General features: G+C 69.5%; 17 protein-coding genes and 1 pseudogene. 10 read left to right on the forward strand and 8 right to left on the reverse strand.

Annotation, left to right across the window (positions count from 1 at the left end; translation table 11 throughout):
- Positions 1-126 precede the first annotated feature (126 nt).
- Positions 127-453 (reverse strand): ferredoxin, encoded by a 327-nt coding sequence (fdxA, locus tag ACGFK0_RS30255; protein WP_141966697.1) that lies wholly within the window; start codon positions 451-453, stop codon positions 127-129.
- Between the two features lie 112 nt (positions 454-565).
- Between fdxA and ACGFK0_RS30260 the strand changes: the two genes are divergently transcribed.
- On the forward strand, positions 566-820 hold the full coding sequence (locus ACGFK0_RS30260; protein WP_392910943.1) for a hypothetical protein: 255 nt from the start codon (positions 566-568) through the stop codon (positions 818-820).
- 9 nt (positions 821-829) lie between these two features.
- Here the strand turns inward: ACGFK0_RS30260 and ACGFK0_RS30265 are convergent, their stop codons facing one another.
- Both ACGFK0_RS30265 and ACGFK0_RS30270 read right to left on the reverse strand, forming a co-directional pair.
- A complete protein-coding gene (locus ACGFK0_RS30265; protein WP_392910945.1) occupies positions 830-1,702 on the reverse strand; it encodes a crotonase/enoyl-CoA hydratase family protein in 873 nt (290 codons plus the stop codon).
- A 119-nt stretch (positions 1,703-1,821) separates the two neighbouring features.
- Positions 1,822-2,190, reverse strand: a complete 369-nt coding sequence (locus ACGFK0_RS30270) for a hypothetical protein (RefSeq protein WP_392910947.1) — start codon at positions 2,188-2,190, stop codon at positions 1,822-1,824.
- Positions 2,191-2,209: 19 nt separating this feature from the next.
- On the opposite strand from ACGFK0_RS30270, the gene ACGFK0_RS30275 reads away from it, so the two are divergent.
- Positions 2,210-3,016 carry a class I SAM-dependent methyltransferase gene (locus ACGFK0_RS30275; RefSeq protein WP_392910949.1) on the forward strand — a complete coding sequence of 269 codons (807 nt, stop codon included), beginning with the start codon at positions 2,210-2,212 and terminating at the stop codon, positions 3,014-3,016.
- Positions 3,017-3,097: 81 nt separating this feature from the next.
- Positions 3,098-3,769, forward strand: a complete 672-nt coding sequence (locus ACGFK0_RS30280) for a hypothetical protein (protein ID WP_392910952.1) — start codon at positions 3,098-3,100, stop codon at positions 3,767-3,769.
- Between the two features lie 35 nt (positions 3,770-3,804).
- Here ACGFK0_RS30280 and ACGFK0_RS30285 read toward each other — a convergent pair.
- Positions 3,805-3,927: pseudogene (locus ACGFK0_RS30285) on the reverse strand (hypothetical protein); the annotation flags it as partial.
- 111 nt (positions 3,928-4,038) lie between these two features.
- Here ACGFK0_RS30285 and ACGFK0_RS30290 point away from each other — a divergent pair.
- Complete coding sequence (locus ACGFK0_RS30290; protein ID WP_392910954.1) at positions 4,039-5,211, forward strand: alpha/beta hydrolase family protein; 1,173 nt, start codon at positions 4,039-4,041, stop codon at positions 5,209-5,211.
- A 19-nt stretch (positions 5,212-5,230) separates the two neighbouring features.
- On the opposite strand, the gene ACGFK0_RS30295 is transcribed toward ACGFK0_RS30290, so the two are convergent.
- A complete protein-coding gene (locus ACGFK0_RS30295) occupies positions 5,231-6,175 on the reverse strand; it encodes a zinc-binding dehydrogenase (RefSeq protein ID WP_392910956.1) in 945 nt (314 codons plus the stop codon).
- Between the two features lie 157 nt (positions 6,176-6,332).
- Between ACGFK0_RS30295 and ACGFK0_RS30300 the strand changes: the two genes are divergently transcribed.
- Genes ACGFK0_RS30300 through ACGFK0_RS30310 form a run of 3 tightly spaced genes read left to right on the forward strand, consistent with a single transcriptional unit; the run spans position 6,333 to position 9,453 of the window.
- Positions 6,333-6,935 carry a hypothetical protein gene (locus ACGFK0_RS30300; protein WP_392910958.1) on the forward strand — a complete coding sequence of 201 codons (603 nt, stop codon included), beginning with the start codon at positions 6,333-6,335 and terminating at the stop codon, positions 6,933-6,935.
- Positions 6,929-7,705: a hypothetical protein gene (locus tag ACGFK0_RS30305; RefSeq protein ID WP_392910960.1), complete on the forward strand. Its 777-nt coding sequence runs from the start codon at positions 6,929-6,931 to the stop codon at positions 7,703-7,705. The genes ACGFK0_RS30300 and ACGFK0_RS30305 overlap by 7 nt, the downstream gene beginning before the upstream one ends.
- Positions 7,702-9,453: a serine/threonine-protein kinase gene (locus tag ACGFK0_RS30310; protein WP_392910962.1), complete on the forward strand. Its 1,752-nt coding sequence runs from the start codon at positions 7,702-7,704 to the stop codon at positions 9,451-9,453. The genes ACGFK0_RS30305 and ACGFK0_RS30310 overlap by 4 nt, the downstream gene beginning before the upstream one ends.
- Positions 9,454-9,762: 309 nt before the next feature.
- Here the strand turns inward: ACGFK0_RS30310 and ACGFK0_RS30315 are convergent, their stop codons facing one another.
- A complete protein-coding gene (locus tag ACGFK0_RS30315; RefSeq protein WP_392910964.1) occupies positions 9,763-10,143 on the reverse strand; it encodes an ATP-binding protein in 381 nt (126 codons plus the stop codon).
- A gap of 132 nt (positions 10,144-10,275) precedes the next feature.
- Between ACGFK0_RS30315 and ACGFK0_RS30320 the strand changes: the two genes are divergently transcribed.
- The 3 genes from ACGFK0_RS30320 to ACGFK0_RS30330 all read left to right on the forward strand — a co-directional run bounded on the left by ACGFK0_RS30320 (position 10,276) and on the right by ACGFK0_RS30330 (position 11,963).
- Positions 10,276-11,064, forward strand: a complete 789-nt coding sequence (locus tag ACGFK0_RS30320; protein WP_392910966.1) for a helix-turn-helix domain-containing protein — start codon at positions 10,276-10,278, stop codon at positions 11,062-11,064.
- A complete protein-coding gene (locus tag ACGFK0_RS30325; RefSeq protein ID WP_392910969.1) occupies positions 11,049-11,234 on the forward strand; it encodes a DUF397 domain-containing protein in 186 nt (61 codons plus the stop codon). Before ACGFK0_RS30320 ends, ACGFK0_RS30325 begins: the two co-directional genes overlap by 16 nt.
- A 159-nt stretch (positions 11,235-11,393) precedes the next feature.
- Positions 11,394-11,963, forward strand: a complete 570-nt coding sequence (locus tag ACGFK0_RS30330; RefSeq protein WP_392911066.1) for a hypothetical protein — start codon at positions 11,394-11,396, stop codon at positions 11,961-11,963.
- A 9-nt stretch (positions 11,964-11,972) separates the two neighbouring features.
- On the opposite strand, the gene ACGFK0_RS30335 is transcribed toward ACGFK0_RS30330, so the two are convergent.
- On the reverse strand, positions 11,973-12,848 hold the full coding sequence (locus ACGFK0_RS30335) for a hypothetical protein (RefSeq protein WP_392910971.1): 876 nt from the start codon (positions 12,846-12,848) through the stop codon (positions 11,973-11,975).
- On the reverse strand, positions 12,845-13,405 hold the full coding sequence (locus ACGFK0_RS30340) for a sigma-70 family RNA polymerase sigma factor (protein WP_392910973.1): 561 nt from the start codon (positions 13,403-13,405) through the stop codon (positions 12,845-12,847). The genes ACGFK0_RS30335 and ACGFK0_RS30340 overlap by 4 nt, the downstream gene beginning before the upstream one ends.
- Positions 13,406-13,660: the final 255 nt, after the last annotated feature.

A 13,660-nucleotide genomic window follows, 5' to 3' on the forward strand; every position in this document is an offset into this window, starting at 1 on the left:
GGTCACTCGGAAACCCGCGGGGCCGCGGCCCTCCACCAGCGTGGGAGGCCACGGCCCCGAAATCGGCGCAGGCCGCCCCGGGAACCGCGCCCCGCGGGGGCGCATCCCGGCGCCGCGCGCCGCCCGTCAGTCGTCGTGGCTCTGCGGAGGCAACGCGGCGACGATCGGGTGGTCCTTGTCGATCTTCCCGACCTTGGACGCCCCGCCCGGCGACCCGAGGTCGTCGAAGAACTCCACGTTGGCCTTGTAGAAGTCCTTCCACTGCTCAGGCGTGTCGTCCTCGTAGTAGATCGCCTCAACCGGGCAAACCGGCTCACACGCACCGCAGTCGACGCACTCATCCGGGTGGATGTAGAGCATGCGCTTGCCCTCGTAGATGCAGTCGACCGGGCACTCCTCGATGCATGCCTTGTCGAGCAGATCCACGCAGGGCTGCGCGATGACGTAGGTCACGTCAGTGACTCCTCTCGGTTTTCCGGCCCCGCCGCACGTCACGGCTCACCGCAAGCTCGCTGTGAATAGTATGGCCACCACGGCGCCATCGATTCGACAGCGGGGGTCCCTCATGTCAGGCCGATTCGGCGCGCGCCTGGTGGTCACCATCAGTGGCGCGGACGTGGGGCAGCGGATCTCGCTGCGCCGTCGTCTGCCAACGGGAGAGTACAGCGACGTGGTCGGCGTGCTCGAATCCTGGTCCGGCGGAACGCTCGCGGTGCGCCGCCGCACCGGCGAACTGGTCGAAGTCCCCGAGGAGACCATGGTCGCGGCCAAGGTCGTCCCGCCGCAGCCTCCCCCGCGCCGCAGGCCCCGCAGCACCTGATCGCGCGTTTCAGCGGGTGGGCCAGTCGGGGACGGCGGCCGGGAGGTCCTTGCTGACGCGCATCGGGAAGACCGCGTCGCGCTTCTCCAGGAAGGCCGAGACGCCCTCGACGGCGTCGGCGGCGCCGCCGAGGGCGGCCATGAGGTGGGAGTCGGCGACGTGGGCGTCCCACGGGGACGGGGCGGACAGGCCCGACCACATGAGCCGCCGGATGGTCGCGACGGAGACCGCGGAGGTGTTGTCGGCGATCTCGCGGGCCAGGGCGTAGGCGGCGGGCAGGAGTTCGCCGGGGGCGAGGACGCGGGAGACGAGACGTCCGTCGAGGGCCTCCTGGGCGCCGAAGACGCGGCCGGTCGCGGCCCACTCCATGGCCTGGGCGATGCCGACGAGGCGGGGCAGGAACCAGCTGGACGCGGCCTCGGTGACGATGCCGCGGCGGGCGAACACGAACCCGAACCTGGCGTTCTCGCTGGCGAGCCGGACGTCCATCGGGAGGGTCATGGTGACGCCGACGCCGACGGCGGCGCCGTTGAAGGCTCCGATGACGGGCTTGAGGCAGCGGGCGATGCGGAGCGCGACCGTGCCGCCGCCGTCGCGCGGGGTGCCGTCCTCGAAGACGTCGTTCTCCCCGGCGAACATGTCCTTGGTCTTGTCCTTGTCGAAGGTGTCGCCGCCTCCGCTCAGGTCGGCGCCGGCGCAGAACGCGCGTCCCGCGCCCGTCACCACGACCGCGCGCACGTCGTCGTCGGCGTCGATCCTGTCGAAGACGTCCAGCATCTCGTTGCGCATGGTGAACGTGTAGGCGTTCATCTTCTGCGGACGGTTCAGCGTGACGGTGGCGATCCCGTCCCGAACCTCGTACTCGATCTCTGTGTACGTCACCTGCGAACCCTTCTCCGACCCGGCTGGACAGAATCAGATTCTAGGAACACGCGGCGGGCGGGCCTCGCGGCAGGTGCGGCCTCGGTCAGGTACGGGCCTCGATCAGGTGCGGGCCTCGGTCAGGTGCGGGCCTCGGGGAACAGGCGGAGCAGGACGTCCCGGCGCCAGTCCCCGGGATCGCGGCCGGGCGGCGGGACGGCGACCAGCGCACCGTCGGCGGCGAGTGTGAGACTGATCTCTACTCCGGGGCCGAGGGTGACGCTCGCGGGAATCTCCCCGGCCGCCGCGAGACGCTGCGCCAGTGCGGCGAGGACGCGCGCCCAGCCCTGCCCGAGATAGGGCGGGAGCCCTTCCACACGAAGCTCCGGCAGCCCCCCGGCGGACAGGCCGGAGGTGCGCAGGGCCAGGCCGTCGGGCCCCTCGGATCCAGCGATCCGCACCTCGGACGTGACGTCCACCATCACGAACGCCGCCTCCCCGCTCGCCATTGTCCGATAAATTATGACAGTGAATTGGGCCGTGACGACGTACGACTCCGCTTTCGGGTACGTCTCCGCGCACGGTGCGCCCCTGGTCGACCTACTCGATCCGCAGCCCGGCGAGCGGGTCATCGACCTCGGGTGCGGCACCGGGACGTTCAGCGCGGAGATCGCAGAGCGGGGCGCCGAGGTGCTGGGCATCGACGGCAGCCCCGACATGGTTGCGCAGGCGACCGCGTTGAACCCCGGGCTGTCGTTCATCGTCGGCGACGCGCACGACTTCACCGTCGGCGAGTCCTTCGACGCGATCGCCTCCAACGCCGCACTGCACTGGATGAACCGCGACCCCGACGCCGTGATCGGACGCGTGCACGCCGCACTGCGTCCCGGCGGGCGTTTCGTCGCCGAGCTGGGCGGCGCCGGGAACTGCGCGGAGCTGATCGCCGCGATGCAGACCGCCTGGCGCGTGTTCGGCCTCGGCGAACCCGAGCTGCCCTGGTACTTCCCGACCCCCGCCGAGTACGCGGCCAAGCTTGAGGAGGCCGGGTTCACGCTGCGGCTGCTGGAGCACGCCGACCGGCCGACCCGGATGACCGAGGGCCCGAACGGCGCCGCCGACTGGATCCGCGCGTACGCGGCGCGAGCGCTGTCGGACGTCCCGCCGGAGCTGGTCGACCCGCTGCTCGACCGGGTGAACGACCTGGCCGCTCCGGCGCTGCGCCGCGAGTCGGGGTGGGTCGCCGACTATGTGCGGCTGCGGTTCGCGGCCGTCCGCAAGGCCGACAGCGCCACACCGCTGCCGACCGGGCCGTTCCCCTCCGACCCGCAGCTCTGACCCGCCGCGCCGTCCCGGCGCGCTGACGCCGCCGAGCGACCCGCCGCCGTGGCGTGGGGCGGCCCGGCCTAGGGTTGGGGCATGCTCCGGCTGTACGACCCTCGCACCGGGCGGACGGAACCGCTGCCCGCCGGCCGCGGCCTGCGCGTCCAGGTGCTGGACGGCGCCGGGCGCCGCGTCCTGGTGGTGACCGACCTGCTGCGCCGCGTCGCGGAACGGGCGGGGCGGCGTGTCCGGGTCGTGAGCACCCCGTCCCTCCCGCAGGGCGGCGACTGGTCCGACTACAACATCGCGCCGTTCGAGGTGCTCGACTCCCCGATCGCGGACGCCGACGTCCAGGTGTCCGCCGGCGGCGGCGCGGGCGGGGACGTGCTCAGCCTGGCCGTGCCGCGTGAGACCGGGGAGTGGGCGTCCGCGGACCCGCTGTCGGTGCGGCTCGCGATGCTGGAGGTCCCCTACCGGGAGCCGCTGGAGCTGACGGAGGCGACGCTCGCGCGGGCCGCCGAACGGCTGGGACGCTGGCGCGGCGCGGTCGCCGAGTGGGCGACGGCCCCGGGCCGGCCGATGAGCCGCGAGTACGCGACGGAGGCGCAGGCCGCCCTCGCGGACGACCTGGACAGCCCCGCCGCGCTCGCCGTCCTCGACCGCCTCGGCGCCGACACGGACGTGCCGCCGGGCGCGAAGCTGGAGACGTTCATCCACCTGGACCTCGTCCTGGCGCTCGGGCTGGTGTCCGCGATCGGCACCGCCTGACGCCCGGTCAGGTGTACCGCACCTCGGTGATACGGGCGGTCCTGCCATTCGGGCGGCAGCGAACGATGCGGATACGGGGTCCGCGCCGCGTAGGTCACGTTGCCGTCCGGGCCGCCCAGCCCGACACGCCTCGCCCCGTCACGACACGCGCCCTCCATGCGTCCGGTCGCCCCCGATGGCACCTTTCCGGCAGATTAACCGCACGGATCGACATATTGCGGAGTGACCCGGGCGTTCGCGACGCTCGGGGGAGGCTAAGTTCCTATGTCGTGTCGACCGCCGCACCCCAGTCGCCGATCCCGGCGATCACCGAACCGCCGACCCCCCGGCGCCGCCGCCGTGTCCGCGCACTGATGGCGACGGCCGTCGCCCTCATCGTGCTGCTGTGCACGGTCGTCGGCGGAATCGGCTGGTACTTCGCGGGCGTCGCCATCGAGGTCGACCACGCGGCCGAGTACCCGCTCACCATCATCGACGCGGGCGGCGGCACGGTCACACTGCCCCGGGACGCGGCGACGGAACGTCCGGGCACGTGGGCACTCGTCTGGAAGGGCGGGCGCGCACTGCTCGGGCCGGTCGTCAGCCGGGACGGTGAGCGGGTCGTGCGGAAGGTCTCGTCCGTCGTCGAAGGCTCCCTGGCGAAGGGCGTTCCCGCGGCCATCGACCACTGGATGTACGACGGCGACCCGAAGACGGCGCTCGGACTGCCGTTCCAGGACGTCACCTACCCGTCCAAGGTCGGTCCGATGCCCGCGTGGCTGCTGCCGGGGACATCCCCCAAGAGCACATGGGTCATCGGCGTCCACGGGCGGAACGCGGACAAGGCCGAGACGTTCCGCGCGATGCGCGCCGTCCACGCGGCGGGGCTGCCGATGATGTCCATCGCGTACCGGAACGACGTGGGGGCGCCGTCGTCCGGCGACCGCAAGAACCATCTCGGCGACACAGAATGGCAGGACGTCGTCTCCGCCATGGGCTACGCACGCGCGCACGGCGCGACGGGCGTCGTCCTGTACGGGTGGTCCATGGGCGGCGCGATGGTCATGGCGACCCTGCGGAAGGATCCGTCGTTCGTCCGCGGGGTCGTGCTCGACTCCCCCGTCCTGGACTGGAACGCCACCCTCGACAAGCAAGGCGCCGCCCGCGACCTGCCCGGCTTCATCACCGGCGTGGCCAAACACGTCCTGGAGTGGCGCATCGGCATCGACCTGACCGAGTTCGACCACCGCCGGTACGCACCGAACCTGCGGACACCCGTCCTGCTCTTCACCGCCGCCGACGACGCCACCGTCGCCAACGGCCCCGCCTACACCTTCGCCGCGACGGCCCCGCCCGGCATGGTCACGCACATCACCACTCCGGGCGACCACACCGAATCGTGGAACATCGACCCCGCCGCCTATGAACGCGCCCTCGGCACCTTCCTCAAGAAGGTGGGTTAGCAGACGTCCAGAAGGTGGGTCAGCGGACCTCAAGAAGCGCCTTGCCGACGGTGGAGCGTGACTGGATCGCGGCGTGCGCGTCGGCCGCGCCGTCGAGCGGGAACCGCTGCCCGATCACCGGCCGCAGCCTCCCGGCGGCCGCCTCCGCCAGGGCGGTCCGAGTGAACTCCCGCAACTCCTCGGGGGTGGCCGTGGCCCGGACGAGCGTCACCCCCCGCGCCGCCGCGTCATCCTCCTGGATGTTCGCCCACTCGCCGCTCGCCAGGCCGAAGCTGACCATCCGTCCACCGGTTCGCAGGAGGGTGAACGCCTCGCGCGCCACGTCGCCGCCGACTCCGTCGAGCACGATGTCCACCTGCCCGACCTTCTCCGTCCAGCCGGGTTCCCGGTAGTCGGCGGCCTCGTCCGCGCCCAGCCGCATCGGCAGCTCCGCCTTGTGCGAGCCGCCGGCCGCCGCCACGACCGTCGTCCCGGCCGCCTTCGCCAGCTGGACGAGCAGCGTCCCGACGCCACCGGCCGCCGCCTCGACCAGGACCCGTTCGCCGGGCTTCGGCTCCACCGCCCTGAGCATCATCACCGCCGTGCGCCCGTCCGCCAGCAGCGCAACCGCCTCGTCAAGCGCCACACCGTCCGGCACCTCCAGGATTCCCGCCGCGTCCACCGCGACCATTTCCGCGTAGGCGCCGGTGCCGCCGGTGGCACTCACGACCCGGCGTCCGACCAGTCCCCCGTCGGCCCCCGGACCGACCGCCGCCACCGTGCCACCGACCCCGTTGCCGAGGATGACCGGCGGCTCCTTCATCGGGAACGGGGCGGCGCCCGCCCGCATCTGCGTCTCCACGAACGTGATGTTGACGAACTCGACCGCGATCAGCACCTGCCCGGCGGCGGGGACCGGGTCGGGCGCCTCCCCCGGCACCAGCTTCTCCGGCCCCCCGAACTCCCTCAACCACACGGCACGCATACGGAACCCCTCCGATCACATCGTTCACCCGCAGCCTGCTACCTCGACCATGGTTGAGGTCAAGTCGTTCGCAACGAATCGCTTTTCTCGCCCCACAGACCTCTGTAAGCTTTCGCGCGTATTCCGCCCCGTTGTCGGCTGCCGCTCAGGGATGGCGATGCGCGCCCGGTTGGTACGTTCCTCCCCGCAGGGGTCCCGCCGCGCCACCACCGTGCCGGTCGTCGCGCTGGCCCTGACACTGTGCGCGGCCGCCGGGTGCGGCTCGTCCGGCTCGTCCGGCAACGGCGAACTGGCCCCCAACGGCACCATCGACGGCGGCGCCGCCGCCCCCGCGCCCACCGCCGTCGCACCTTCCGCCATCCCCACGGCGCAACTCTTCGAGACGGTCCTCCAGCGCTACCGCGCCTACCAGGCCGCCTACAAGAAGGCGTACGAGACCAACGACCCGTCCGAACTCACCACGGTCGCCATGGATCCCCTGCTTACCGAGATCACCGAACAGATAGAGGCGACCAAGGCCAAGGGCGAAGTCTGGCGCTACACCAGCACGTTCAACCCCCGCGTGTACGCCCGGTCCAAGGACAGCACGAAGGTCTACGTCGCCGACTGCATCCGGACACTCGTCGGCTACCGCTACTCCGCCGAAACCGGTGAACGTCTCGGCGGCGGCCCCGGCGGGACCCACCTCTTCCGGACGACACTCCAGTACGACTCGGGCGTCTGGAAGGCCGCCGCCAGCGTCCGGGAAAAGAAATGCTGACCGCCGGCAGGGAAGGACACACGATGCGTCCCCATTCCCGTAACCACCACCGTCTGACCTCCACCGCGATCTTCGCGGCGGCGCTGCTGGCCCCGGCATTCATCGCCCTGCCAGCTCAGGCCGATGAATGCAAGAGCGGCAACCCGTTCGACTGCAAGTACTTCGAAAGAGGCAGCGGCTCCGGCGGACAGGGCGGATCGTCCGGCGGCGGAAGCTCGGGCCCCGTGGAGCCACCCGACCCAGTGGGCCTGACCGAGAACGAGGACGTGGGATTCGTCCCCATCGATGGGGATCCGGCGCCGGCCGCACCGACCACGCTCGACTGGGTGGCGGCGGCCGAGAGTTCCGCCAGACTCCCAGCGCCCATCGTGCACACCGCACCGAACGGCAAGACCTACGTCAGGATGCGGACGTCCCTCTGGGTGGACGGCTTCGAGGTGGTGAGAACGGACCCGATCGGTGGCGGCGGGCAGTCGATCCAGGCCACGGCGAATCCCGTTTCCGTCACCTGGAACATGGGCGAGGCACAGAAGAAATGCGAGGACGCGGGAAGCAAAGAAGGCAAGAGCTGTAACTACACCTACAAGCGGTCGTCGGCTGGGCAACCCGCAGGCGCTTACCAGATCACCGCGACCATCACGTGGGATCTCACCTGGACCTGCGAAGGAGCGGCCTGCGACGCCCCGGGGGGCGACCTGGGGCCTGAGAGCGTGACGTCCCAGCCCACGCCGCTCGTCGTGAGTGAGATCCAGACCAACACGGGCCAATGACGTCGCGCGAATACCCCGTAGCCGGGTTCGTCGAGCTGGCGGAGTTAGGGGCCGGGGCACAGGGCAAGGTCGTGCTCGCGCGGCATGAATCCGGCGGCGGGCCAGTGGCGATCAAGTACCTGGCCGTCGATCTGCTCGGGAACACCGAAGCGCGGAACACCTTCCGCACCGAGGCGGAGATGCTCAAGCGGGTCGTCAATCCGCATGTGGCCCGGCTGCTGGACTATTTGGAGTCGCCCTGGGGAGCGGCGATCGTCCTGGAGGCGGTCGCCGGACGTCCGCTCCGCAAGGTCCTGGACGAACACGACGGGCCCTTAACGCCAGAGGCCGCGTTGACGACGTTGAAGGGCTCACTGCTCGGGTTAGCGGCGGCGCACGCGGTCGGAGTCGTACACCGCGATTACAAGCCCGCGAACGTACTCGTCCAAGACGACGGACAAAGCAAGCTGATCGACTTCGGGGTGGCGGTACTCACCGGGCAGGGCGGCCGGGCAGGCACCCCGGTTTACATGGCGCCGGAACAGTGGGCGGGCGAACCCGCCACTCCCGCGACTGACCTTTACGCAGCAACCTGCGTCTTCCTGGAATGCGTCAGTGGCGGAAAACCCTTCCACGGGACGACCCCGGAAGCACTTAAAGCCGAGCACATCAACACTCCGCCACCACTCGAACTGGTTCCCGACCCGCTGCGTCCGCTCATCGAGCGCGGGATGGCCAAGAGCCCGGCCGACCGGTTCTGGGACGCCCACGAGTTCGTCAACGAGCTGGAAGCCATCGCCGTCCAGACGTACGGACCCGACTGGGAACGGCGTGGACTCCTGATGCTCGGAGCCGTCGCCGCCGCAGTGGCGACCACGGTCCCACTCGCGGCGCTCGGAGGCGCGCTACTCGCCCCCGGTGCGTCGTCCACAGCTGCGGGCGCGGTCACTTCCGGTATGACGGCGCCCGGCTCAATGGTTTACGCGCAGGGCACCGCGACAGCGGACTTCATGGCCAAGACCGGTACGTCCGCGTCCAAGGGCTTCATGGCCAAGGTCGGCGGGACGAAGGGGGCCGCGGCCATCGGGGGCGTTGGGGTCGGGGCTGTGATCGCCGCCTGGGTGCTCTGGCCTTCGGGGCCGGGTGTCGGCGGAGAGAGCCGCGGCGGGATCCACGCCTACTTCACCCGCCCGGGGGTGCTGACCGGGCAACCCAACATGCCCGCGTCCGAGACCCCCTACATGGACTTGATCATGACGGTCACTCCGGCCAGGGTGAAGCCCGGGACTGACCTACGCTTGGTCCAGCAGTTCCGAGCCCGGACGCCCGCCGGCGCGAAGTATCTTCCCGGCGGCCGACGCCAGTGTTTCGGTGAGGACACGAAACGAACTGACGTCGTGGGGAACTACGGGTTCGGGTGGTACGACACCGAAGCCCCGTCCGACGGGACCTATCTGGCGTTCTACCGTGTTCCCCCGGCGAAGCCGAAGCAGCTCCCAACTGGACCGGGCGCCGTCTTCATCCCAGCGAAGAGCAAGAAGAGCGGCGATGCGCAACCCTACATAGAGGCGGAATGCGCGTTCCGGAGCAAGTGGACCCAGAGCTCCACACTCAAGGTGCCGGGCCCGGATGTTCTGGCACCAGGGACCTACCTGGTCTCGATGATCGCTCCGTTGCAGATCACCGGTAAGAGAGAAGGCGTCTCCCAGGAGGCGATGGGCACAGTCAACGAAGGGTCCGCCCCGATCGTCGAAGTACTGGACGGCTGAGGAATGAGCAGGAGTTTCGCACCAAAGCCCACGCCGCTCGCCGTGGGCGAGATCGGTGTTGAGCGGATCGAGGTTGGCCATCTGCACTCTCCCCGACTCGTCACCGTGATCTTGCACGGTGACGGACGCGGACCCTGCGGGCGGCCAGGTCGGGTGGGAATGGGGGTTCGCCGTTCATTGCCGCTTCCAGTTGTTCCGGTGACGACGCCCAGATGAGGAGGCGGCCCGAGGAGCGCCACGTGCCCCCGTCCACTGATATGGCCCAGGCGGGGTGCCGCTTCCGGAGTCGGGCCAGTACATCGGGCTCGTTCACGAGGTGCTGTCGGGCAGCAGGGCCCACACTGCCTTTCCGCCGCCCCCGACCGGCTGGGCGCCCCACTCCTTGACCAGCGCGCCCATCATCGCCAGGCCGCGTCCGCCCTCGCTCAACAGGTCCGCCGACGCCGCGACCGGCAGCACGTCGCAGGAGTCGAAGACCTCCACGACCGTCCCCTTGTCGGCCTGAACGACCCGCACGGTCGCCGTCGCGCTTTCGGTGTGCCGCAGGACGTTCGTCAGCAGCTCCGACACCACGACCTTCGCCAGGTAGGTGTCCTGGTCCAGCCGTGCGAGCACCTCCTCTACCCAGTCCCTCACCACCTTGATCGACTCGGCCTGCACCGGGACGACGATCTCCGCGGGGCCCTGCATGAACGATCACCTCCGATTTCTCGTGACTCCCCGCACAGAATCCACTCCAGGGCGTAATGTGACCACGAAAGAACAACAACTCACGCACACCGGTCCCAGGTGGTGTGAGCCGGTTTCTAGGGGGTGTTCCAGTTGGCTGCACGCAGACCGACGCCTCAGACCATCGCCTTCGGCCAGGAAGTGGCCAGGCTTCGCGACGAGGCCGCCCTATCGCGCCTTGACCTCGCCGAACGCGCTGCCGTGAGCCGCAGCTACATAGCCCAGGTGGAGAACGGAACGACCCGCTGCAGGAGGGACTTCGCAGTAAGGCTGGACGAAGCCCTCGGCTCCGGCACCACGCTGACCGACGTGTGGGACGACATCCTCAAGTCCTCCGCCCACCCGAAGTTCTTCACCGACTACTCGGTGGCCGAGTCGTCCGCGGAGCTGCTGCGCGCTTACCACGAGACGTTCGTCTACGGCCTGTTCCAGATCGAGAGATACGCCCGAACGCTGCTGGTGACAGACAGCGCTTACGAAGGACGCATCGGACGCCAGAAGATACTCAAGGCGGAGACTGCGCCGACGATCTGCGTCGTCATCGGAGAGGCCGTCCTGCGACGGGAAGTCTGCGGACCGGACGTGATGCGCGAACAACTCGATTATCTACTCGAGGTATCACGCTGGGAGAACGTCACGCTCCAGATAGCGCCGACGGCCTACTACCGAGGCATCAGCGGCTCGTTTGATCTCGCTTCCCAGGCAACTGGTGAAGAGCTGCTGTATCAGGAGACCTCCACCGGAGGTGTCACCTCAAGCGACCAAAGCGATATCTTGCACATCGTCAAGGCGTTCTCGATGTTGCAAGCCAAGGCACTGAGCGCCAACGCCTCCCGCGAGTTCATACGAAAGGTTATCTCGGAGCGATGGACAGGGACGTGACGGTGTGGCGGAAAGCTCGGCGGAGCAACGACCAGGGTGGCTCGTGCGTGGAGCTTGCGTCCCTCGCTGAGGGCGTGGGCGTGCGGGACTCCAAGGACCCGGACGGGCCGCGGCTCCACCTCGACCCCGGCGCATTCCGCGCACTCTTGACCGACCTCAAGCGGCAGTAGCCTTTCGCCCCGCAGAGCTTCGGCCGGTCGGCCGGAGCTCTGCGAATTAGAAGGCGACCAAGTCCGGAACCACCTTGTAGCGGGTCCCGTCCAAGATTCGTGTTTTCACCAACGGCCGGTCGAGTGTTGATCGCGTTGGCGCTCGTCGCCCTTGTCGGCGTGGCGACACCCGGGCGGGCCTGCGCGTGCAGTTGTGCGGCCATGACCGACCAAGAGGCGTATGCCAGGGCCGATGCGGTGTTCACGGGACGACTCGTTGAGCGTCAGGTGCAGTCCCGGGGGTGGGGGCCGTGGAAGAGGCACGGCAGCGGTGATCCCGCGACTCTGGTCTTCGAGGTGAGTGCGGTCAACAAGGGCAAGGTCTCACGTCGGCAGGATCTGGTCACCGCCTCCAACGGCGCCAGTTGCGGACTTGAAGCAGACGAGGGAAGCGAGTACCTGGTCTTCGCCCAACGGGACGGCGGCGTACTGCGGGCGGATCTGTGCGGCGGCACCCGGTCCGCCGGCGAACACCTCGCGGTCCCTACCGTTTCAGCGCGTCCCCCCATACCGGGTGATGCCACAGGCGGCCTGGCGCCATCCCCGCGGGGTACTGATGATGGCCTGCCGGTCGCGGGGCGCGTGGCGATCGCGGCAGGTCTGACGGCGCCGATCATCGTCGTCCTTCTCCTCGTCCGGCGCCGCCGCCCGCACGGCCGCGGCAGCGGCAGCGGGGACGCGGGTGACTGAGAACATGGGTCATACACCGACGCGCTCTTGCGGGTCACGCTCGGTACCGTCTTGCACCCGGTAGACACCTGGCCTGATTTCCTTGGACCGTGCCCTGATCAACGTCCGCATGTTCGGCGGCCACCGGGTGCCCCTGTCCCACAGCACCCCGACGAGCACCTCCGCCAGGCTGGACTCCGGCAGCTCCAGATCCGCCAAGTCTGCCCGTGACGCGTCGATCTCCATGCTCACCAAGAAGTTCCCGAGGAACCGGACGCCGGAGAGGACGGCGTCGAGGTCACGGGCAAGGTCACGGGCGAGGCCGTGGGCGATGTCGAAGTCGCGGTCGAGGGCGCCAACGACTTCGCTGGCGCGGTCGAGGACAAGGTCGCGGACGCGTTCGAGGTCAATGGCGCGGACGCGGACGAGGTCGAGCGCGCGTACGAGGCCGCAGACCCGGTCGAGGTCGAGGCCGCGATCGCGGGCGCAGGTGCGGGCGAGGTCGAGGTCGAGGGAGCCGGCGACGCCGCCGGCGAGGTCGCGGGCAAGGTTGAGAGGGCGGACGAGGGCGCGGACGCGGGTGCGGGCGACCTCGTGGTCGCGGGTGCGAGTGAGGTCGTGGACAAGCGCGCGGACGCGGTCGAGTTCGAGGTCAAGGTCGCGGACTAGGGCGCGAACCCGGATTTGCTGTGCCGGTCCCGAGAGCACTGGTCTCGTGAACGCCGGCTCGAAGGTGGTAGTGGTGTCGGGCTGGTTGTCCTGAGGAAATTCCTCCAGGAGCGCGGCTAGCACGGGGGTGGGGTCGGCGTGTGTGCGCACATGGTTCAGGAGCTCGGCGTCCCCGGCGGCCAGGAACGCGTCCAGCGCCTGGTCAGGGTCCGGCTTGCTCCAGGGTGGCCATCTCACTGCTTTCTCCTCCTCTCGCGGTATGCGGGTGGGGGCAACTGTTTCTTGAGCTGTTTGCGGGCCTTCTTCCGCAGGTCCCGGACCTTCTGTTCGGTGATGCGCAACGTGATGGCGATGTCTTTCGCGGGGACGTTGTCCAGGTCGAAGGCGATCACCGCGCGGCAGTTGTGGTCCAACTGCTGCAGGAGGGCCACCACGTCGCGGGCCTGATCGGTCAGTTCGGCGTGACCGGGGCCGGGCTCCGGGACGTCGATGTCCGGGCCGAACGCACTCTGGGGCCTGGCGCATTGCTGGGCACGGTGATGATTGAAGGCCACCTGCAGGATCCAGGCCCGTGGGTGGTCGATCTCAGCCCAGCACCCGTCTTTGGCCCTGCGCCAGCCCTGCAAGAACGCTTGCTGCGCAGCGTCCTGCGCGTCGGCGAGGCTGGCGCCATCGCGCATTAACAGCCGCATCACCAGGTGGTACTCGGCGTCGAAAAAGTCCAGGAAGTCCGCAGCACCACTCCGACCGGCCGGGACACGCCCCCCGGTAGGGCTTGGGCTCCTGGCGGCCATCGCTATTCATCGCCGGTGTGAGAGCGATGGCCGTGGCGAACCCGTAGCAAGGTGCCGGCCAGGTTGATCACAGCAGCCAGTACTGGAGCCGCCGCCCCCAGTGCCGTCAGCAGGTTCATGCCGTCCAGTCCTCCTTCCCGGCCCGCCTTCGCCACGGGGGTGCTGCGCCTGGCGGGCCTTTCATACGTAAGAGGGCCACAACCAAGATCAACGGGAAGCGCGGGCCAAGATTTTCTCGGCGCCCTCTTCTCACTA

The organism is Spirillospora sp. NPDC048823, from assembly GCF_043198445.1.
Taxonomy (GTDB): Bacteria; Actinomycetota; Actinomycetes; order Streptosporangiales; family Streptosporangiaceae; genus Spirillospora.